Annotated in this window: 13 protein-coding genes; 8 read left to right on the top strand and 5 right to left on the bottom strand. The window is 57.2% G+C overall.

The annotated features are described in order from the left end of the window. Positions 1-812, bottom strand: an 812-nt coding sequence (locus WKK33_RS03700; protein WP_337932539.1) for a DMT family transporter, incomplete at its 3' end; no start/stop codon positions are given. A gap of 239 nt (positions 813-1051) precedes the next feature. On the opposite strand from WKK33_RS03700, the gene WKK33_RS03695 reads away from it, so the two are divergent. The 6 genes from WKK33_RS03695 to WKK33_RS03670 all read left to right on the top strand — a co-directional run bounded on the left by WKK33_RS03695 (position 1052) and on the right by WKK33_RS03670 (position 11317). After that, complete coding sequence (locus WKK33_RS03695) at positions 1052-1744, top strand: hypothetical protein (RefSeq protein WP_215759467.1); 693 nt, start codon at positions 1052-1054, stop codon at positions 1742-1744. Between the two features lie 65 nt (positions 1745-1809). Next, positions 1810-2289, top strand: coding sequence for an NfeD family protein (locus WKK33_RS03690; RefSeq protein WP_215759466.1), 480 nt, complete (start codon positions 1810-1812; stop codon positions 2287-2289). Between the two features lie 38 nt (positions 2290-2327). Further along, positions 2328-3269 carry an SPFH domain-containing protein gene (locus WKK33_RS03685; protein ID WP_215759465.1) on the top strand — a complete coding sequence of 314 codons (942 nt, stop codon included), beginning with the start codon at positions 2328-2330 and terminating at the stop codon, positions 3267-3269. Positions 3270-3804: 535 nt separating this feature from the next. Continuing rightward, positions 3805-8430, top strand: a complete 4626-nt coding sequence (gene gltB, locus WKK33_RS03680) for a glutamate synthase large subunit (RefSeq protein WP_337932538.1) — start codon at positions 3805-3807, stop codon at positions 8428-8430. A gap of 134 nt (positions 8431-8564) precedes the next feature. Next, positions 8565-9980, top strand: a complete 1416-nt coding sequence (locus WKK33_RS03675; RefSeq protein ID WP_337932537.1) for a glutamate synthase subunit beta — start codon at positions 8565-8567, stop codon at positions 9978-9980. A gap of 173 nt (positions 9981-10153) precedes the next feature. Next, entirely contained in the window at positions 10154-11317 is a 1164-nt protein-coding gene (locus WKK33_RS03670) for a HAMP domain-containing sensor histidine kinase (RefSeq protein ID WP_337468922.1), read from the top strand. A gap of 457 nt (positions 11318-11774) precedes the next feature. Here WKK33_RS03670 and WKK33_RS03665 read toward each other — a convergent pair whose 3' ends face one another. The 3 genes from WKK33_RS03665 to WKK33_RS03655 are packed head-to-tail and all read right to left on the bottom strand — an operon-like array spanning position 11775 to position 15759. Then, positions 11775-13328, bottom strand: coding sequence for a hypothetical protein (locus tag WKK33_RS03665; RefSeq protein WP_337932535.1), 1554 nt, complete (start codon positions 13326-13328; stop codon positions 11775-11777). Positions 13329-13372: 44 nt separating this feature from the next. Continuing rightward, positions 13373-14452: an HlyD family secretion protein gene (locus WKK33_RS03660; RefSeq protein ID WP_337932534.1), complete on the bottom strand. Its 1080-nt coding sequence runs from the start codon at positions 14450-14452 to the stop codon at positions 13373-13375. Beyond that, the gene (locus tag WKK33_RS03655; RefSeq protein WP_337932532.1) at positions 14449-15759 is read right to left on the bottom strand and encodes a TolC family protein; all 1311 of its coding nucleotides are present in this window, start codon (positions 15757-15759) and stop codon (positions 14449-14451) included. The genes WKK33_RS03660 and WKK33_RS03655 overlap by 4 nt, the downstream gene beginning before the upstream one ends. Positions 15760-15892: 133 nt before the next feature. On the opposite strand from WKK33_RS03655, the gene WKK33_RS03650 reads away from it, so the two are divergent. Further along, the gene (locus WKK33_RS03650; RefSeq protein WP_337932530.1) at positions 15893-16759 is read left to right on the top strand and encodes a helix-turn-helix domain-containing protein; all 867 of its coding nucleotides are present in this window, start codon (positions 15893-15895) and stop codon (positions 16757-16759) included. Between the two features lie 5 nt (positions 16760-16764). Then, positions 16765-18177: a hypothetical protein gene (locus tag WKK33_RS03645; protein ID WP_337932541.1), complete on the top strand. Its 1413-nt coding sequence runs from the start codon at positions 16765-16767 to the stop codon at positions 18175-18177. A 129-nt stretch (positions 18178-18306) separates the two neighbouring features. On the opposite strand, the gene WKK33_RS03640 is transcribed toward WKK33_RS03645, so the two are convergent. Beyond that, on the bottom strand, positions 18307-20493 hold the full coding sequence (locus WKK33_RS03640) for a glutamine synthetase III (RefSeq protein ID WP_215759460.1): 2187 nt from the start codon (positions 20491-20493) through the stop codon (positions 18307-18309). Positions 20494-20521 lie beyond the last annotated feature (28 nt).

The raw sequence follows: 20521 nt of genomic DNA, 5'->3' as shown, positions 1-20521 counted from the left end.
GGATTTCTCTTTGCCGTACGACACAGAGAAATCCTAATGACCGATTTGGGATAAACCGACACAGTGGTGGTCTTCAGATAGCGCAAGGCGAACGGGATGGCGAAGAAACCGGCCACCGTGGCAAACACCACAATAAAGGCCATCTCGGCCACACCGCTCCACGCCCATTGGCTTGAATAGAGCCGCGAGGCTTGCAAGTCGGTCCATGAGAAGGGCAACACGGCGAGGGTCGACACCAAAAACACCCATTTCATCTGCGTCACGGCCGTGTATTTCACCGACACCTTTCGCGTAATGATGAGGTACACAGCCCACGTCAACAGCGAGAGCACCGCCAGCCCTATGCCCAACAGGTCGTTCATTCCCGAGCCACCCTGCCAGCCCACCATCACCATGAGCAGCGCGCCCACCACACCGATCGCCACTCCCAAGGCACCACGCAGGCTAAGGCGCTCGCCAATGAGCAAGGCTGCGCATACCATGGTGGCCACAGGCGTGAGTGTGGCGATGATGCTAAAATATACAGGGGTGGTGAAATGCAAGGCCCATGCGGTGAGCGTTTGCGAGACCACGAAGCCCAACAAGCCCCCACCCATGATGACCAGGAGGTCGCGACGCTCCACACGCTCGCGTGGCATGAAGAGCGAGATGAGCCAAAATATGGCGGCGGCGCCCATGCAGCGCGTGGCCATATAAGCCATGGGCGACACCCATTCGTCGAGAAGCAACTTGGTCACGGGCACTCCGAGACCGAAAATCACATTGGCCAACAACACGGCAGAGTGGCCTTCTATCTTATGTTTGTCCATCATGCGTGCAAAGTTAACGCTTTCGTCAGAAACAGAAACACCCCACCGACAATAAGATTCCCTTCTGCCAAGTTTATCGACATTTTGTCGCCCTAAGCGTTCCAAGGACCGCATTTTCCACTCATTTGCGAACACCTGCGAACCCAACCCCCATATTGCGCACAATTGCAAACCCCATTTCTTGCTTTCTTTGCATAATTCAACTATCTTTGCCAGCGTAAAAATCAAAAACCAAACGCCGCATGACGAGTTACGACCTACTTCCCTTCGCACCCTTCACCACCCGCGAGTGGTTTCTGGTGGGCATCTTCCTGGTTACCTACGCCGCCCTGTTGGTGGTAACCATACAAAACAGCCGGCGCAAGATGCAGATACTCAGAGACCGCCTCGACAAGGCCCGACAGATACAAGCCGACCAGCAGGCCATGAGCCAACAGAGCCTTGAGGCCAACCACAAGCGAGTGGCCGAACTGGAAGAGCTCATCCAAAAGCTCGACGATGAGAACGACGTACTGCGCCTGGAGCTGGAGGAGAAGAAAGCGCGACTCGACTACAACAACAAGGTTGCGGTCATCGAGAACGAGAAACGCAGCAAAGCCGACCACATCATCTTCTCATCACCAGTCTACATCCGCCTGCAAGACCTGCTCGACCGGGGCGAGAGCATGAGCAACGAGGAACAGTCGCAGCTCGACAAAGTGATCAACTCGGTCTATACGGGCTTCACCTCGCAACTCTATGGCCTCTACCGCATGACCTCACAAGAGTATGCCGTGTGCTTGCTCATCAAGGCTCGCTTCGCCCCAAAGGACATAGCCACCCTCACGGCCCATAGCAAGGAGAGCGTGGCCAGCACGCGCAGCCGCCTATTCCACAAGGTGTTTCAGCGCAAAGGAACCACCAAGGAGTGGGACGACTTCGTGCTCTCCCTCTGACCCTCACACACACCTCACCATTCCACACCGATCATACCAAACAGAACATCATAACCCATACCACTATGTTAGACTACATCACATCCAACCTTTGGCAGCTCTGGACGGTCCTCGCCGTCGGTTGTCTCATCATGGAACTTGTCTCTGGCGGTTTCTTCATCATCTGCTTCTCGGTAGGAGCAGTGGCCGCCGCCCTCACCACCCTCATCGGCGGACTGGGCCTGCAAGTGTTTGCCTTCGTTGTGTTCTCGGCTCTCAGCATCTTCTTGGTGCGCCCCTTCGCGCTCAAATACTTGCACGACGACAAGCCTGCGCCCGTGAGCAACGCCGACGCCATCATCGGGCGCATAGGCCGCGTCAGCGAGACCATCACCGCCGGACATTTCGGGCGTGTGGCCATCGATGGCGACGACTGGAAGGCGCAAGCCTCAACCACCAAGCACGACATCAGCGTCGGGCAACTGGTCAAGGTGGTAGGACGCGAGAGCATCATCATCGACGTGGTGCCCGCAACCACCCCCAACCCCACCAACAAACCCGCGTAACAATCAGCTTATTTACAAACCTCTAACACATAACTACCATGTCTTACGTACTTATTGCACTCGTGGTGTGCGTGTTGATCTTCGCCAAGATGGCGTTGGTCATCATACCACAATCGGAAACCAAGATCGTTGAGCGTCTCGGCCGTTACTACGCCACGCTCAACCCCGGCATCAATGTCATCATTCCCTTCATCGACCGCGCCAAGGAGATCGTCACCATGGCAAATGGCCGCTACCTCTACACCAGTCGCATCGACCTCCGCGAGCAGGTGTTCGACTTCGCCCGCCAGAACGTTATCACCAAGGATAACATCCAGATGGAAATCAACGCCCTGCTCTATTTCCAGATTGTCGACCCCTTCAAGGCCGTCTACGAAATCAACAACCTGCCCAACGCCATCGAGAAGCTGACGCAAACCACCCTGCGTAACATCATCGGCGACATGGAGCTCGACCAGACACTCACCTCGCGCGACATCATCAACACGAAGCTTCGCGCCGTCCTCGACGACGCCACCAACAAATGGGGCATCAAGGTAAACCGTGTGGAGCTGCAAGACATCATCCCACCCGCAAGCGTGCTGCAGGCCATGGAGAAGCAGATGCAGGCCGAGCGCGACAAGCGCGCCACCATCCTCAACTCGGAGGGCACGAAGCAGGCCCAAATCCTTCAGTCGGAGGGTGAGAAGCAAGCCAAGATCAACCGTGCCGAGGCCGAGAAACAACAGGCCATTCTCTTGGCCGAGGGTGAGGCGCAGGCCCGCATCCGCAAGGCCGAGGCCGAGGCGCAAGCCATCGACCGCATCACCGAGGCCGTAGGAAAGACCACCAACCCCGCCAACTATCTGTTGGCCAAGAACTATATCGCCATGATGAAGGAGGTGGCCTCAGGCGACAAGGCGAAGACCGTCTTCCTGCCTTACGAGGCATCTAACCTCATGGGAAGCCTGGGCGGCATCAAGGAACTGTTCAATCAGTAGGAAGCCATCAGCAATCCATACATTTTCTCTTAATCATAATGAGGCGCAAACCCGGGAGCAACTTCTCCCAAGGGCTTGCGCCTTTTCGTTTTCGTCCCATCACAACTAATAATCCCCAATCGGTCATTAGAGCGAAATAAGGAAAATAGTAGGATGTTATGGTTTCTTTCCAACTCTTGCCTGCGTTTCTTTCGGCATCTTGCTTCCATTCTCGTTTCGCCATAGCCCGCTATGGCTTCAACGAGAATGTCGCAACCTGCTCGAAACAAACACTAACAAGAATTGAAATCTAATGACCGATTTGGGATAATCCTTTACAAAACGTCAACTTAAAAGTATTGGCGTAAAATATGGGGCATAATCTTACGATTTGAAAGCAATAAAGAAATGTTAAATTCTAACTTTGTTGTATTTTTTAGATAGATTGCAACATCTGTAAGTGTTCAAAACGAAAGTAAAATGTTATTTTTGCAACCACTTTGATAGGAAAAGTTATTGTTTTACTGATTAATTGTAATTTCTATGGGGGAAAGGATTGTATAATGCAGCCTACGAGCACGACGCTTGTGGTGTGGGCATGGTCGTGAACATCCACGGAAACAAGAGCCATGATCTCGTCGACAACGCGTTGAAGGTTCTCGAGAACCTACGCCACCGTGGTGCCGAAGGCGCCGACGGCAAGACGGGCGATGGTGCTGGCATCTTGCTGCAAATACCACACGAGTTCATCTTGCTTCAAGGCATTCCGGTGCCCGAGAAGGGAAAGTATGGCACCGGCTTAGTGTTCCTTCCGAAGGAAGCCAACTGCCAACAGCTCATTCTCTCAATCATGATCGAGGAGATCGAGCGCGAGGGCCTGTCGCTCACCCACCTGCGCACGGTGCCCACCAACCCGGGCTGTCTGGGCGAGGCTGCCCTGGCTACCGAGCCCGACATCAAACAGGTGTTCATCACCGGCGTCACCGACGACAAGGTGACGACGTTCGAGCGCACATTATACATCATCCGCAAGAAGATCGAGAACCGCGTGGCCCAGTTGGGCGCCCAGCATCCCGAGATGCCCATCAACGACTTCTACGTATGCTCCCTGTCGAGCAAGAGCATCATCTACAAGGGTATGCTCTCCAGCTTGCAACTGCGGCAGTACTATCCCGACCTCACCAACAACTACTTCACCAGTGGCCTGGCCATTGTCCACAGTCGCTTCTCCACCAACACATTCCCCACGTGGAGCCTGGCGCAACCCTTCCGCATGGTGGCCCACAACGGTGAGATCAACACCATCCGAGGCAACCGTGGATGGATGAAGGCGCGCGAGTCGGTGCTGTCGAGCGAAACGCTGGGCGACATCCGCAACATCTCACCCATCGTACAGCCGGGCATGAGCGACTCGGCGAGCCTCGACAACGTGTTCGAGTTCTTCGTCATGAGCGGTTTGTCGCTTCCCCATGCCATGTCGATCATGATTCCCGAGAGCTTCAACGACAAGAACCCCATATCCGAAGACCTGAAGGCCTTCTATGAGTACCATTCCATCCTCATGGAGCCTTGGGATGGCCCCGCCGCCCTGCTCTTCTCCGACGGACGCTTCGCCGGCGGCATGCTCGACCGCAACGGTCTGCGCCCAGCGCGTTACACCATCACCAAGAACGACACGATGGTGGTGGCGTCGGAGGTCGGCGTCATGGACTTCGACCCCACGGAGATTGCCGAGAAGGGTCGTTTGCAACCCGGAAAGATTCTGCTCATCGACACCCAGGAGGGCAAGATCTACTACGATGGCGAGATTCGCGAGCAATTGGCCAACGAGCATCCTTACCGCCAATGGCTCAACACCAACCGCATCCAGCTCGAGAAGATACGCAGCGGACGCAAGGTGAGCAACGCCGTCGACAACCTCCAGAGCAAATGTGTGGAGTTTGGCTTCGGTCGTGAAGACATCGAAGACACCATCGTTCCCATGGCCGTGAAGGGCCAGGAGCCCACGGCCTCGATGGGCAACGACACGCCGCTTGCCGTGCTCAGCGACCGCCCGCAGATCTTCTTCAACTATTTCCGCCAGCAGTTCGCGCAGGTTACCAACCCCGCCATCGACTCCATCCGCGAGAATCTCGTCATGAGCCTCACCGAGTACATCGGTCGCGTGGGAACAGGAATCCTCAATCCCAACGAGTCGAACTGCAAGATGGTGCGCCTTCCCCACCCCATCCTCACCAACACCCAGCTCGACATTCTGTGCAACATACGCTACAAGGGCTTCAACACCATCAAGTTGCCCATGGTCTTTGAGGCCAAACAAGGTGAGAGTGGTTTGCGCGACGCGCTCGACCGCCTTTGCCACGACGCCGAGAAGAGTGTCGACGAAGGCTACAACTACATCATCCTCACCGACCGCGACGTCGACACCACGCATGTCGCCATCCCATCGTTGCTGGCGGTGAGCGCCGTCCACCATTACCTCATCTCCGTGGGGAAGCGCGTACAGACGGCCCTTATCGTCGAGTCGGGCGAGATACGCGAGGTGATGCACGCCGCCCTTCTCCTGGGCTATGGCGCGTCGGCTCTCTGCCCCTACATGACCTACGCCATCCTCGACGACCTCGTGAAGCAGCGCAAGATACAAGAAGACTATCCCACGGCCGAGGCCAACTACATCAAGGCCGTAAAGAAGGGCCTGTTCAAAATCATGGCCAAGATGGGCATATCCACCATCCGCAGCTATCGGGGAGCTAAGATATTCGAGGCCATCGGCTTGTCCGAGTCGCTGCTGAAGACCTATTTCGGCACCGACCACAGTTCCATCGGTGGCGTGGGCCTGAAGACCATCGCCCACGACGCCATAGCCCTTCACGACGAAGCGTTCCGCGAAGAGGAGGCGAGCAAGAAGCCTTCCTACATAGAGAAGCCCCTTCCCACGCTCGGACAGTTCCATTGGCGCCGCGACGGCATTCGCCACGCCTGGAACCCCGACACCATCGCCACGTTGCAACTGGCCACCCGCCGCGGCGACTATCCTCTGTTTAAGAAGTACACCCAGATGGCCGACGACAAGGAAGAGCCCATCTTCATTCGCGACTTCTTCGACTTCAAGCGCGCCGCCACGCCCATCGACGTGGCCGAGGTGGAGCCGGTAGAGTCTATCGTCAAGCATTTCGTCACCGGCGCCATGTCGTTCGGCGCCCTGAGCAAGGAGGCCCACGAAGCCTTGGCCCTGGCCATGAACAAGCTCGGCGCACGCTCCAACACGGGCGAGGGCGGCGAGGATGAGGAGCGCTTCCATACCTCGGTCGATGGCATCTCGCTGTCGAGCAAGACCAAGCAGGTGGCCTCCGGCCGCTTCGGTGTCACCACCGAGTATCTCGTCAACGCCGAGGAGATACAGATCAAGGTGGCCCAAGGTGCCAAGCCGGGCGAGGGCGGCCAGCTCCCAGGCTTCAAGGTCAACGAGATCATCGCCAAGACCCGCCACTCCATTCCAGGCATTTCGCTCATCTCGCCCCCACCTCACCACGACATCTACTCCATCGAAGACCTGAAGCAACTGATCTTCGACTTGAAGAACGTCAATCCCCGCGCAGCCATATCCGTGAAGTTGGTGGCCGAGAGCGGTGTGGGAACCATCGCCGCCGGTGTGGTGAAGGCCAAGGCCGACCTCATCGTCATATCGGGCGCTGAGGGCGGAACGGGCGCCAGCCCTGCCTCCAGCATGCGTTTTGCCGGTATCTCTCCCGAGATCGGACTGGCCGAGACGCAACAAACATTGGTCAAGAATGGTCTCCGCTCGCTCGTTCGCCTGCAGGTGGATGGCCAACTCAAGACCGGTCGCGACGTCATCATGACGGCCCTGCTCGGCGCCGAGGAGTATGCCTTTGGCACAGCAGCGCTCATCACCTTGGGATGTGTCATGATGCGCAAGTGCTCGCAAAACACCTGTCCCATGGGTGTTGCCACCCAAGACCCGAGGTTGCGCGCCCATTTCATGGGCACTTACCAGCACGTGGTCAACTTCTTCACCTTCCTCGCCGAGGAGGTGCGCGAGTATCTGGCACAGATGGGCTACCGTCGCCTCGACGACATCATCGGCCACACGGAGCTCATCGTGCGCAAGCCGTTGGAGGCCAAGGCCGCCACACCGCTTGCCGCCGACAAGGCCAAGGCGGCTGCCGTCACACGCAAGTGGAACGCTCTCGACTTTACCCGCCTGCTGCACCAGGAGCATGGCGACACCTCGTTCTACTGCACCAAGGCGCAGGAGCACGACCTCGAAGGGGTGCTCGACGAGCAGATGATCAAGGCCGCCGCCAACACCATTGAGACGGGTGGCGAGATCGACCTCGACTATAGCATACGCAACACCAACCGCGCCGTGGGTGCCATGCTCTCGGGCTACATGGAGCATCAGCGCACCGAGAAGATCGAGCGTGAGATGCACGCCACGGGCGAGAGCGTGAGCGCCGTGGTCGAACGGATGGCAAAGGCCCGCAGGGCGCAAATCAACGTGAAGTTCAAGGGTTCGGCCGGACAGAGCTTCGGCGCATTCCTCGTGAACGGCGTCGACTTCAAGCTCGAGGGCGACACCAACGACTACTTCGCCAAGGGCCTCTCAGGCGGTCGCGTATCGATACTGCCGCCCATCCGTTCCAACTTCGCCGCCGAGGACAACATCATCGCCGGAAACACCGGCCTCTACGGAGCCACCAGCGGAGAGCTCTATGTTAACGGCAAGGTGGGTGAGCGGTTCGGTGTGCGCAACTCGGGCGCCATTGCCGTCGTGGAAGGCGCAGGCGACCACTGCTGTGAGTATATGACCGGCGGACGCGTGGTGGTGCTCGGCGAGACGGGCCGCAACTTCGCAGCCGGCATGAGCGGTGGCGTGGCCTACGTGTGGGACAAGAACCACAACTTCGACTACTTCTGCAACATGGACATGGTGGAGATCAACCTCGTGGAGGAGAGCAGCTACCGCAAGGAACTGCACGAACTCATCCGCCAACACTACCTCTACACCGGATCGAAATTGGCCCGTACCATGCTCGACGACTGGAACCGCTACATCGAGGACTTCATCCAGGTGGTGCCTATCGAGTACAAGCGTGTGCTGCAAGAGGAGCAGGTGCGCAAACTGCAGCAGAAGATCGCCGACATGCAGAGAGACTATTGAGGCCACATGACCGAAGGCTATAACGCCACATGCGGCACACCTCATTCAACGCAGCCGAAGGCGACAAAGCTTCACGCCACATTGCCGAAGGCGACAACCCAACATTCAACCATCAATCATCAACATTTGGAATCATGGGAAATCCAAAAGCATTTCTTACAATAGACCGCAAAGAGGCCGGCTACCGGCCCATACACGATAGAATACACGACTATGGCGAGGTGGAGCAAACCCTCAACTCGCACGACCGCCAGTTGCAGGCGAGCCGCTGCATGGACTGCGGCGTGCCCTTCTGCCACAGCGCCTGCCCGTTGGGCAACAAGCCACCCGAGTGGAACGACGCCCTCTACAAAGGCGACTGGCGACTGGCTTACGAGTTGCTCAACGCCACCAACGACTTCCCCGAGTTTACGGGCCGCATCTGCCCGGCCCTCTGCGAGAAGGCGTGTGTGCTCAACCTCATCGAGCACCAGCCCACCACCAACCGCGAGGACAAGGCCGCCATCACCGAGCATGCCTGGGAGGAAGACTACATACGCCCCGTCGTTCCCGAGCGCAACGGCAAGAAAGTGGCGGTCGTAGGCGCTGGTCCCGCTGGTCTGGTGGCCGCCAACCGCCTCAACCGCATGGGCTACAAGGTAACCGTTTACGAAGCTCGCGAGAACGCCGGCGGCCTGCTGCGCTACGGCATCCCCAACTTCAAGCTCAACAAGGAGGTCATCGACCGCCGCCTGCGCATGCTGCGCGAGGAGGGCATCGAGTTTGTGTTTGGCGTGCATGTGGTGAGCGACAAGAAGGCTGTGGGCGACATTCAGAACGACCCCACGCTGAGCGCCGACAAAGTGATGACATTCGACGAGCTCTCCACTGCGTTCGACGCCGTTGTGGTGAGCACCGGAACACCGCAGGCACGCGACCTCAAGATCCCAGGACGCGACCTCAAGGGTGTGTATTTCGCCCTCGAGATGCTGGCCCAGCAAAACCGTGTGCTGGCCGGCGAGGAGATCAAGAAAGACCAGCTTGTCAACGCCAAGGACAAGGATGTGCTGGTCATCGGCGGTGGCGACACCGGTTCCGACTGCATCGGCACGGCCCACCGACAGGGCGCCCGCAGCGTTACGCAGATCGAGATCATGCCCAAGCCGCCCGTGGGTCCCGACGACCCGAAGAACCCCTGGCCCAACTGGCCACGCACGCTGAAGACCACCTCGTCGCACGAGGAGGGCTGCGTGAGGCGTTGGAACATCAATTCGCTGGAGTTCCTGGGCAAGGATGGCAAGCTTACGGGGGTGCGCGTGCAGCCCATCGACTGGAAGCCCAACCCTGAGGGGGGCCGTCCCATCATGGTGGAGGCTGGCAAGCCCGAGGTCATCAAGGCACAGGTCGTGCTACTGGCCATGGGCTTCCTGCGGCCTGAGCAACCACAATTAGCAAGCAACGTTTTTGTCGCCGGCGACGCGGCCAGTGGCGCAAGCCTCGTGGTGCGCGCCATGGCCAGCGGTCGCGACGCAGCCAAGAAGGTCGATGTTTTCCTAAGCCCAAAAGAATAGTATTCAGGCCATAACAATAGACGGTAACGATTTTCCTATCATTACTTGTTCGGGGCATTCCTCCAAGGTCAGTTGTGACACAGGGGAATGCCCATTTTTTGTCGTCAAACCACGGCAGGAAGAAATCAATGGCCACAAAACAATAATTGGCACCACACCGACGTTTAGATAACATGCAGTGGACTGACAGAATACGACAGGTGAAAATCATCCTTGTTGTCGCGGCCATCTTGATTGCCGTAGGCTCACTCGTCGTGTCGAATTTTCTGACACACGACCTCGAACAACAAGAACGCTCGCGCATGGAGGTGTGGGCCGAGGCCATGCGCTCGCTCAACAACGCCGATGAGAACACCGACCTCGGACTGGTGCTCACCGTGCTCAACGAGAACAACACCATTCCCGTTATTGTCATCGACTCGCATGGCAAGGTAACCGTCTTCCGCAACGTGGACATACAGGCCGACAACTACGCCGACAGTCTCGCACGCGCCACCCAGGAGGGCCACCGCCTACTGGCCGCACACCGCAACATACGCATCACGCTCGACGAGCACACGCACGACTATATCGACGTTTGCTACGACGACTCGCTGGTGCTGAAACGACTGGCCCTCTACCCCTACGCCCAACTGGGTGTGGTGCTGCTCTTCGTGGTGGTGGCCATCTTCGCCCTGCTCACCTCCAAGCGCGCCGAGCAAAACAAGGTGTGGGTGGGCCTATCCAAGGAAACGGCACACCAACTGGGCACACCCATCAGCAGTCTTATGGCTTGGGTGGAGATTCTGAAGGAGCAATATCCCGCCGACGACCTCATACCCGAGCTCGACAAGGACGTGAAGCGCCTGCAACTCATAGCCGACCGCTTCTCGAAGATAGGATCGCTGCCCGAGCCCGTACCCACGAGCCTCAACGAGGTGATGGATCATGTTATCGACTACATGGACCGCCGCACGAGCAAGCGGGTGAAGATGGTGAAGCAGTTTCCCGACCACGACATCACGGTGAACCTCAACGCCTCGCTCTTCGAGTGGGTCATTGAGAACCTCTCGAAAAACGCCGTCGACGCCATGGGAGGCGAGGCGGGCACCATTACGCTCCACGTAGAGGAAACGCCCACCAAAGCCATCATCGAGGTGAGCGACACCGGCAAGGGCATACGAAAGAAAGACTTGAGCAACGTGTTCAAGCCCGGATTTACCACCAAGAAGCGTGGATGGGGACTCGGCCTGAGCCTCGCCAAGCGCATCGTGGAGGAGTACCACAAGGGGCGCATCTGGGTGAAGAGCTCCGAGGTGGGCCACGGCACCACATTCCGCATAGAACTCAAAAAGTAACGTTCCGCCTTGGGACACACGCCACGTGTGGCAGAACGGGAATGAAAAACCCTGTGTAAATTCGCAACAATCTACATATCAATCTACACACTTCTTTTCCACGACGAAAATATTTGGCCGAAATACGCCATTCTCAGCGCATTTACGCAATTGCCTTACATTCAGCGCCTTACATTCAAAAGCAAACATTCCACACCCCTCATTCCACATGACGCCTTGCGAAAGATGGCCTTTCGCACTGCGAAACATGCCCGATCGCACCGCCAAACATGCCCGATCGAGCCAAGGTTAGGCATCTTCCGCAACTCGAAACATGCCCGATGGCAAAACCAGCGGGCTGTTTCGACGATGAAATGGGGAAAAAACGGCGGTTTCATACGCTGGTTCATCAAAAATCCCGAACCAACTTTTTTACCAAAATACCCAACAACCGTTATTCCCCCCTAATTACCGAAGGCTATCGGCCCAACTCCTTTCGCATGGCCTGCCCCACCTTGCCCCAATAGGGCAGGCGCTTCAGGGTGGAGCGCACAGGCCCCACATGCCACAGCATCAACAGGAGCATGAAAGCGCATCCTCCCAGGCACGTAACGCCAAACAGCAGTTTGATGGCGGCGAGCAGGCTCATCTCGGGCGTATAAGGATGAGCGCTCACCAAATTGTCCATGACATGCAGGCGCAACAGATAGCCGTACACGCCCTCGGTGATGTTGGCCACCAAGCCGTTGCGAATGAAGCCACAGATGGTCAGTCCCATGAAGAAATGGTGGAACGGCATGAGCTCCTCCAGGTAAACGGTGAGCGTGGTGAAGAAGATGGAGTAGCCAAACGAACGCAGGAACGTGGGCACCACCAGCGCCTCCAAGGGCAAACCAGGGAACACCAGGAAGTACATGGCCACCTGATAGCAGAGCAACAGGCCAAAGCCTACGGTAAGCAGGCGCGTGTAGGGTTGGCGGGTCATCTTCATCCACCACAGGCAGAAGAGACAGCCTGTGACGCATCCCGCCAACGAAACGAGGTTGAGCCCCGACAGCGACAGCATACCCCAGTGCATAACGGCACCGGTATAGGCGTTTTGCAACACCTGGGGCGTGGAGTTCATCACCTCGGCTGCGGCAAACATCAGCAGGATAGGCACCAATGTCTTATAGCCAAAGGCGCGCGGCGAGATGTACGGATGGCGTATGTGGAACATGCGCCAAAGGGTGAGCACCACCACAGCCACCTCGACAAGCAGCACGCTTCGCCACACCCCACTGTCGGCCCAGTTGTAATGTTCGCCATAGAGGAAGATCCAAATGGCCATGAGGAGCGACAACGACCACAGCACCAAGCCCAGCCAATCGATGGAGATGAACGGCAGGGGTTTCATGAATCGGAAGGGACGCGTGGCCACGTACATGAACAACAGCACCACCAGCAGCAGTGCCACAAGGAGCCACTGCATGCTCTGCCACGAGCCCGTGTAGTAGGTAAGCTGCTGACTGATCCACGAGCTGGCGCTGATGTCGCCCAGCACCACCATGTAGAGCAAGGGGAAGAAGATGCGGAAGTCGCGCTTGGGCGTCATCCACAACTGTATGTTACTGAATATCTCGAAGGTGGCCATGAGCTTGAAGTAGCCACAGGCGTACGACAACAGGCAGAGCAGCGGCATGGTTTGGTGCACGTCGGTGAGGTTGAACAGGGCCAAGGTGAGCAACAGGCAAGCCGTCATGCCGCCAACGGCGAAGAGCTCCAACTGGCGGTTGGTGAACCGAAACTTCAGGCGGAACAGCAAGGGGAAGGGCATGGCAACGCCCACCTCGCCACAAATAAAGACAAACATGATGTCTTCCTGCATGAGCTGGGTGGAGCCCACCATTTGCTGTATGGAACCCAGGAAGATGGTGTTGACAAGTTGGAAGACAACAGCGCACGCCAAATAGAGCCAAGGCTGAAGGGCCTTCGGTAGGAAGGGCTTCACCATGGGCATGGCAAACGGCTGTCCGATCATGGGTCCGGGCATAGGGCAACAGGGTTTATGATGGTTGACAATGATTACGCCCGGACTTAATAGGCCACCCGAGTTTCCACATTCAGGCCACTGAGCAAACGGCGCACATCGGCGGCCTCATTGTCGGTCGTCAGTTCGATGCGCACAGGCACACGCTGCTCCACCTTCACAAAGTTGCCGGTAGCGTTGTCTACGGGTATATGGTCCATGGCGGCTCCCGATGCGGCCGAGAGGGCCTTCACACGCGCCTTGTAGGTCACGCCAGGCACGGCGTCGCACTCGAACGTCACCGCGGCGCCCGGTTGGATATGGCGCAACTGCGACTCGCGGTAGTTGGCCACCACCCACACGCTGCCGTCATCAACGATGTCGACCATCAGTTGGCCCGGCTGCACGAGTTGTCCGGTATAGATCGTCTTACGGCCCACATAGCCATCGCAAGGCGCCGTGATGATTGTGTAGCCCAGGTTGAGCTGCGCCAAACGAAGCTGCGCTTCGGCCACGCTCTCGCCTGCGCGACTCTGACCGAGCCGATGGTTCTGTTCGCCTGTCAGGCTCTGTGTGGCGGTTCTACTGGCCGAGGCTTGCGCCATGCGGGCACGGGCGGCCTGCCAACGCGAGCGGGCCTGCTCATAGCGTGTCTTGGCGTTGTCGAACTGTTGCTGGGTGACGGCGCCCTTGGCGAGCAAGGCGTTGAAACGCTCATAGTCGCGGCGCGCATTGTCCATGCCTTCCTGCGCCTCGGCAATGCCGGCGTGGGCCACCTGCACACCCGCACTGGCCACGCTGACGTTGCGCTGCGTGGTGCCCATGCTGGCCGTAACGGCTCCGCTGCCGCTCTTCTGACCTTTCAGGCCTGCCTCAGCCTGAGCCAAGGCCAAGCGATACTCGGCATCCTCGATGATGACCAGCGTGTCGCCCTTCTTCACATGCTGAAACTCGGTGAAACGGATCTCCTTGATGAACCCCTGCACACGGGTGTTGACCGGCGTCTGGTTGCGGTGAACCATGGCGTTGTCGGTAAACTCCACGTGGCCGAAATGCACGAAACGGCTGCACACATAGATGGCGCCAAGCACCAGAAGGGCGACGACTACGATGTTGTAGGCTCTCAATATTTGTTTCTTCTTGTTCATAATTCTCCTGCGATAAATTTCATTTTATAATAAGCGTAAGCGATATTGATGCGCGCGTCGGCCTCGGCCAGCTCGGCGTCGAGGCGCATCGAACTGGCGTCGAGCATGTCGGTGATGAGCGCCAGTTGGTTCAGGTAGCGATTGTTCACCACCTCATAGTTCTCGCGGGCCAGCTCCACGCTCTTCTGTTGGGTCTCGAGCTCCACATAGCTCTGCTGGTAGGCCACCCAGGCCGCCTGCATCTGGTTGTTCAGTAGCTCCTGGGCCACGGCCTTGCGCTCGGTGGCTTGGCGTGTCTCCAGTTGGGCCTGGCGCACGCGCTTGTTGCTCTTGAAAAGCGATGAGAGAGGGTAGCTGACACCTACGCCCACGTACCACACGTTCAGGTTCTTGTTGATGGGAGGCAACTCGAAGGTGATGGGGCCGTTGAAATCGTTGGAGGCCACCAGGGCCACCTTGGGCAGCATGGCGCTGCGGGCCAGACGCTCCTGTTGGCCCGAAAGGCGCTCGTCGACCGTCGCCAGGCGCAACTGCAGACTGTTCACCGCCGCCGACTGCTGCCAATGGGCCTCGCCATCCTGGCTGAAGGTCATGGCCGACACATCATCGGCTGGTTCCAGGGCCACATCGCCCTCAATGCCGAGGGCGTTGCATAGCTGATGGCTGATCACCGCGCGCTGGTTGCGCAGTTTGGTGAGGTTCAGGCGCAACGTCTCCATCTGCAACTCATAACGTGTGATGTCGTTCTTCAGGGCCACTCCTTGCTGGTGGCGCTCCTCGATATGGGCTATGAGGCGCTCCGTCAGCTCGATATTGCTCTGCAAAACACGTTCGCGGTGGGCCAACTTCTCCAAGTCGAGGTATTGCCCCAAGACCAACAGGCGTTGTTGCTGGCGCGTGAGGTCGGTGGCGAGCTCTGCCTTCTCCAGCCCCAGTTCGGAGAGGCGCACACCGGCGTCGATGGCTCCGCCGGCGTAAATGGTTTGCTGGGCGTCGACCACAAACTGGTTGCCAAGGTGGGGAGAGTGGAGCCCATGCACTTCGCTGAAGTCGCGATCCATGAGCAGGGCGTTGCCAATAAAACTGGCGGAAAGGCGAGCGTTGATGTCGGGAAGGCGCTGGCTGCGCGCCGATTTCACCCCCTCGCGGGCTACCTCAACACTCGTTTGGCTCGCGCGTATGCTGCGATTGGCATGCTCCAAAAGGCCAAACATCTCGCTGATGGTGAGCTGGCGGGTGGTTTGGGCGGTGCCAGCAACCGACAAGGCAACGGCAAACACCGTGGCCAACAATTGTCGTTTAAGCATAATAAAATGATGTTTTCTCTTTTTTCGGATGCAAAGGTACGGTCATTTCGGCAGGCGGCGCATCATTAAAAAACGCATGCTTTTGACAATTTGGGAACAACATAAAGAAAAAATCGCTATCTTTGCAGACGAAATGGAAACAGAACTCGCACACCTTCTACCTAACAACATACACGTCTGCCAGCATGCGGTGGGGCACGGTTCGCTGCTTATCTGCCGACAGGGAACGGCCACGGTAACCATCAATTTCGACTCGTGGCTGTTGCATGCCGACTGTGTCATCATCTTCTTCCCGGGCGACGTCATACGGTGGAGCGATGTGAGCGACGACTTCGAGGCCGACATACTGCGCTATTCGCAAGACATACTGCGTAGCGCAAGCCATAACATTGAGCACGAGGTGTACCAGGAGCTTCGCGAAGACAGACTGTGCCACGACGAGCCACTGGTGATAGGCGTGATGAAAAGCATCTTTCACATACTCCACTTCTACTTCAACGATCCGTACACACCGTCGATAAGCCGCATCGTGAGCCTGCAACTGCAATCGTTCTTCATCGGGTTTGCCGATTACATACGCCTCAACCCCAAGAGCCACAGCGCAAAGAACAGCGACTCGCAACGCAACCAACAACTCTTCGCTCAGTTTATGAAACTCATCGAGGAGCACCATAAGGATTGCCACGAGGTGTCGGCTTACGCGCAAATGATGAACATCAGCCGGAAATACCTGAGCCGGATGTCGCGCGAACACACGGGGTTGCCACCCAAGCGCATTATCGACAACTACATCGTGGAGCAACTGAAACTCACGCTCTACAACACCACAATGAGCCTGAAAGAGGTGGCAGCGGAGTTTCATTTCCCCGATCAGTCGGCGCTCACACGCTACTTCAAGCAGCACTGTGGCACCACGCCGAAGCACTATTTGCAACAGGTGCTGCCGGCGCCGAGCCCTTCATCAAAGAATAAACACACTAACAACCTAAATAGATCATGAACAAGATGATTTGCATGGTGGCGACCCTCGTGTCGCTTACCTGCGCCACCAACGCCACGGCGCAATCGAAGAGATTGCAGGAAAAGGTGAAAGGCTTCTTCCTACAGTCGTTGACCACACAACAGAAAACGCTCGAGAACGACGGCCGAGAGGCTTTCGTGAGAAACCATCCGACCGACACCCAACTGCAAACGCCGATAGAGGGCAACAATGTGGCCAACTACCAAGCGATGGTTTGGACGGCGTGGTGTGAGGCAAACAAGGGGCTACAGGAAGAGAAACTCATAGCGCCCGACGACCTCCAACAGGAGAAGCACAGCGCATGGAACCTGCCCACCTGCCTGGAACCCAACGCCACGATGCCTTATTACTACGGCCGCAAGGGTGCTTCGGCAGAGAACGGGACAACCACAAAGGCGCCGCTCTTCCTATATCTGCATGGGTCGGGACCCAAGCAAACGGAATGGGCCAATGGCATCAAACTGGGCCAACGGTTCCAAGACGCACCATCCATCTATTTCATCCCACAGATTCCCAACGAGGGCGAGTATTATCGCTGGTGGCAACTGGCCAAGCAGTATGCGTGGGAAAAACTGATTCGGCAGGCCTTGGCAAGCGGTGAGGTCGACGCCAACCGGCTCTACGTGTTCGGTATCAGTGAGGGAGGATATGGCAGTCAGCGCCTGGCGTCGTTCTACGCCGACTATTGGGCGGCAGCGGGTCCCATGGCGGGCGGTGAGCCACTGAAGAACGCGCCTGTGGAAAACTGCGCCAACATAGGTTTCTCGTTCCTCACGGGCGCCGACGACAGGGGGTTCTACCGCAACCAACTCACCTGGTACACGCAAGTGGCGTTCGATTCCTTGCAGTTGGCTCGGCCGCTGTCGACAGACAAGCAGCCGCTCTTCCGGCATCGCATACAGCTCCTTCCTGAAATGCAACATTACGTTCCCTACGGTCTCACCACTCCGTGGCTCAAACAATTTGTGCGCAATCCCTACCCCAAGACGGTGCTGTGGGAGGACTATGAGATGGACGGACGCCACCGCTCAGGCTTCTACAACTTGCAGGTTTTGGAGCGCCCGTCGGAGGCAAGAACCTTTTACGAGATGAACATCGACAACAACCGCGTCGACATCAACGTGAGCAACGTGGAATACATCACCACGCAGAAGGACAAGCAGTGGGGCATCGAGATGAAGTTTAACCGCAACTACACACCCGCCACAGGCGGCAAACTGAGGGTTTATCTCAACCATGAGCTGGTGAACCTCAATGAGCCCATCACCCTTACCATCAACGGCAAGCAGGTGTTTCAGGGCATGGCCAAGCCCAACCTGCAGGCAATGGTCAACAGTTGCGCCGAATACTTCGATCCCTGCCGCATCTTCCCCGTGGCCATCGACGCCATCTACTAAGCCCAAACAACCACAACAACCAAAAGCGGAGCGTGATTTCACAACCACGCTCCGCATCACTTAAACAACCAATAAAAGAAATAGATTGTCTGTTTCTTTTAGTCTTATATTTAATTATTGCCTTTTGGCTTATCTCACGAACAACAGTTCGCGATACTTAGGCAAGCTCCAAAGCTCATCGGCCACTACCAACTCGAGCTTATCGATCTGGTAACGGATGGGCTGGAAGAACGTCTCCACGGTGTCGTGGTAGGCAATAGCCTTCTCGCGCTCATTCTGAATCTTGTTGGCTACCTTGCGGGCCTCAACCATTGCCTCCACATTCTCCTCAATGACGGCTGTGCGCTCGGAAATCTGCTCGATGATGTTCATGATGCGCTCCGACAGTTTCTTACCCTTCTCGGCTCCGTAGATGACCATAAGGTTCTGCACATCCTTGGCAATCATCGACTGGTAGTGGGTGGCCACAGGGATGATGTGGTTGAGCGAGAGGTCGCCCAGCACACGTGCCTCAATCTGGATCTTCTTGGTGTAGGTCTCCCATTTCACCTCGTTGCGGGCCTCCAGCTCGTTCTTCTTCATCACACCGGTCGACTCAAACATCTTGATGGTCTCGGGGTCGAGATAACGATCGAAGATGACGGGGGCCGACTTCTCGGTGTCGAGACCGCGCTTGGCAGCCTCCTCAACCCACTCGTCGGAATATCCGTTGCCATCGAAGTGGATGGGCGCACAGGTCTTGATGTCGTCGCGAACCACGCTGAGGATGGCGGCAAACTTATCCTCGCCCTCGGCAATGAGCTTGTCCACACGGGCCTTGAAGTCGTTGAGTGCCTCGGCCACAGCGGTATTGAGCACGATCTGGGCGCTGGCGCAGTTGGCGCTTGAACCCACAGCACGGAACTCAAAGCGGTTGCCGGTGAAGGCGAACGGACTGGTGCGGTTGCGGTCGGTGTTGTCGCGCATGATGTCGGGAATCTCGGGGATGTCGATCTGCACACCTTCCTTGCCCGTGATGACAAGCGCATCCTTGTCGGCCTGCATGATATGCTTCAGCACATCGCTCACCGTGCGACCCAGGAATGAGGAGATAATGGCGGGAGGAGCCTCGTTGGCGCCCAGACGATGGGCGTTGCCGGCATCCATGATAGAGGCCTTCAGCAGGCCGTTATGACGATATACGCCCATCAGGGTCTCCACGGTGAACACCACAAAGCGCAGGTTGTCCTCGGGGGTCTTGCCTGTTCCATGGAGCAAGATGCCTGTATCGGTAGAGAGCGACCAGTTGTTGTGCTTTCCCGAACCATTGATGCCATCAAACGGTTTCTCGTGGAGCAGCACCTCAAAGCCGTGCTTGTGGGCCACGCGCTTCATGAGGCTCATGAGCAACATGTTATGGTCGACAGCCAGATTGGTCTCCTCGAAGATCGGGGCACACTCAAACTGGTTGGGGGCCACCTCGTTGTGGCGGGTCTTAACGGGGATGCCCAACTCCAGGGCCTGTATCTCCAGGTCTTTCATGAAAGCCACCACACGCTCAGGGATGGTACCGAAATAGTGGTCGTCCATCTGCTGGTTCTTGGCGCTCTCGTGGCCCATCAGCGTGCGACCGGTAAGGATGAGGTCAGGACGGGCGGCATACAGATCCTCGTCGACGAGGAAATACTCCTGCTCCCAACCCAGGTTGCAGGTAACCTTCTTCACATCAGGATAGAAGTAATGGCACACATCCGTAGCGGCCACGTTCACAGCGTGGAGGGCACGGAGCAACGGAGCCTTGTAGTCGAGGGCCTCACCCGTGTAGGAAATGAAGATGGTGGGGATACAAAGCGTGTCGTCGATGATAAACACAGGCGACGTAGGGTCCCAAGCCGAGTAGCCGCGAGCCTCAAAAGTGGAGCGGATACCACCTGAGGGGAAGCTCGAAGCGTCGGGCTCCTGCTGCACCAGCAACTTGCCAGAGAATTCCTCGATCATGCCGCCCTTGCCGTCGTGCTCCACAAAGGAGTCGTGTTTCTCGGCCGTTCCCTCAGTCAGCGGCTGGAACCAGTGGGTGTAATGGGTCACGCCATTCTCGTCGGCCCACTGCTTCATGCCCTTCGCCACCTCGTCGGCGATGCTGCGATCGAGCTGTGCGCCATTGTCGATCACGTCGATGAGCTTGCTGTAAACATCGGCGGGAAGATACTTATACATCTTCTGGCGGTTAAACACTTTCTTAGCGAAATACTCCGATGGTCTCTCTACTGGAGTCATCACGGACACAGGCTTCTTCTTGGAAGCGTCGGCTACTGCCTGAAATCTTTGATTTTCCATACTTACTTGATATTTCTTTTGCTTGTTC

This window comes from Hallella sp., assembly GCF_037460745.1.
In the GTDB taxonomy this organism is placed as follows: domain Bacteria; phylum Bacteroidota; class Bacteroidia; order Bacteroidales; family Bacteroidaceae; genus Prevotella; species Prevotella faecis.
Note: the sequence above shows the minus strand (reverse complement) of the source record. Positions and strands in the feature narration are given on the sequence as shown.

What these genes read in the sequence shown, in the direction of transcription:
- WKK33_RS03690 (WP_215759466.1), top strand. Translation starts at nt 1,810, where the DNA reads ATGTTAGACTACATCACATCCAACCTTTGGCAGCTCTGGACGGTCCTC.
- WKK33_RS03665 (WP_337932535.1), bottom strand. Translation starts at nt 13,328, where the DNA reads ATGCCCGGACCCATGATCGGACAGCCGTTTGCCATGCCCATGGTGAAG.
- WKK33_RS03685 (WP_215759465.1), top strand. Translation starts at nt 2,328, where the DNA reads ATGTCTTACGTACTTATTGCACTCGTGGTGTGCGTGTTGATCTTCGCC.
- WKK33_RS03695 (WP_215759467.1), top strand. Translation starts at nt 1,052, where the DNA reads ATGACGAGTTACGACCTACTTCCCTTCGCACCCTTCACCACCCGCGAG.
- WKK33_RS03650 (WP_337932530.1), top strand. Translation starts at nt 15,893, where the DNA reads ATGGAAACAGAACTCGCACACCTTCTACCTAACAACATACACGTCTGC.
- WKK33_RS03675 (WP_337932537.1), top strand. Translation starts at nt 8,565, where the DNA reads ATGGGAAATCCAAAAGCATTTCTTACAATAGACCGCAAAGAGGCCGGC.
- WKK33_RS03660 (WP_337932534.1), bottom strand. Translation starts at nt 14,452, where the DNA reads ATGAACAAGAAGAAACAAATATTGAGAGCCTACAACATCGTAGTCGTC.
- WKK33_RS03655 (WP_337932532.1), bottom strand. Translation starts at nt 15,759, where the DNA reads ATGCTTAAACGACAATTGTTGGCCACGGTGTTTGCCGTTGCCTTGTCG.
- WKK33_RS03645 (WP_337932541.1), top strand. Translation starts at nt 16,765, where the DNA reads ATGATTTGCATGGTGGCGACCCTCGTGTCGCTTACCTGCGCCACCAAC.
- WKK33_RS03670 (WP_337468922.1), top strand. Translation starts at nt 10,154, where the DNA reads ATGCAGTGGACTGACAGAATACGACAGGTGAAAATCATCCTTGTTGTC.
- WKK33_RS03640 (WP_215759460.1), bottom strand. Translation starts at nt 20,493, where the DNA reads ATGGAAAATCAAAGATTTCAGGCAGTAGCCGACGCTTCCAAGAAGAAG.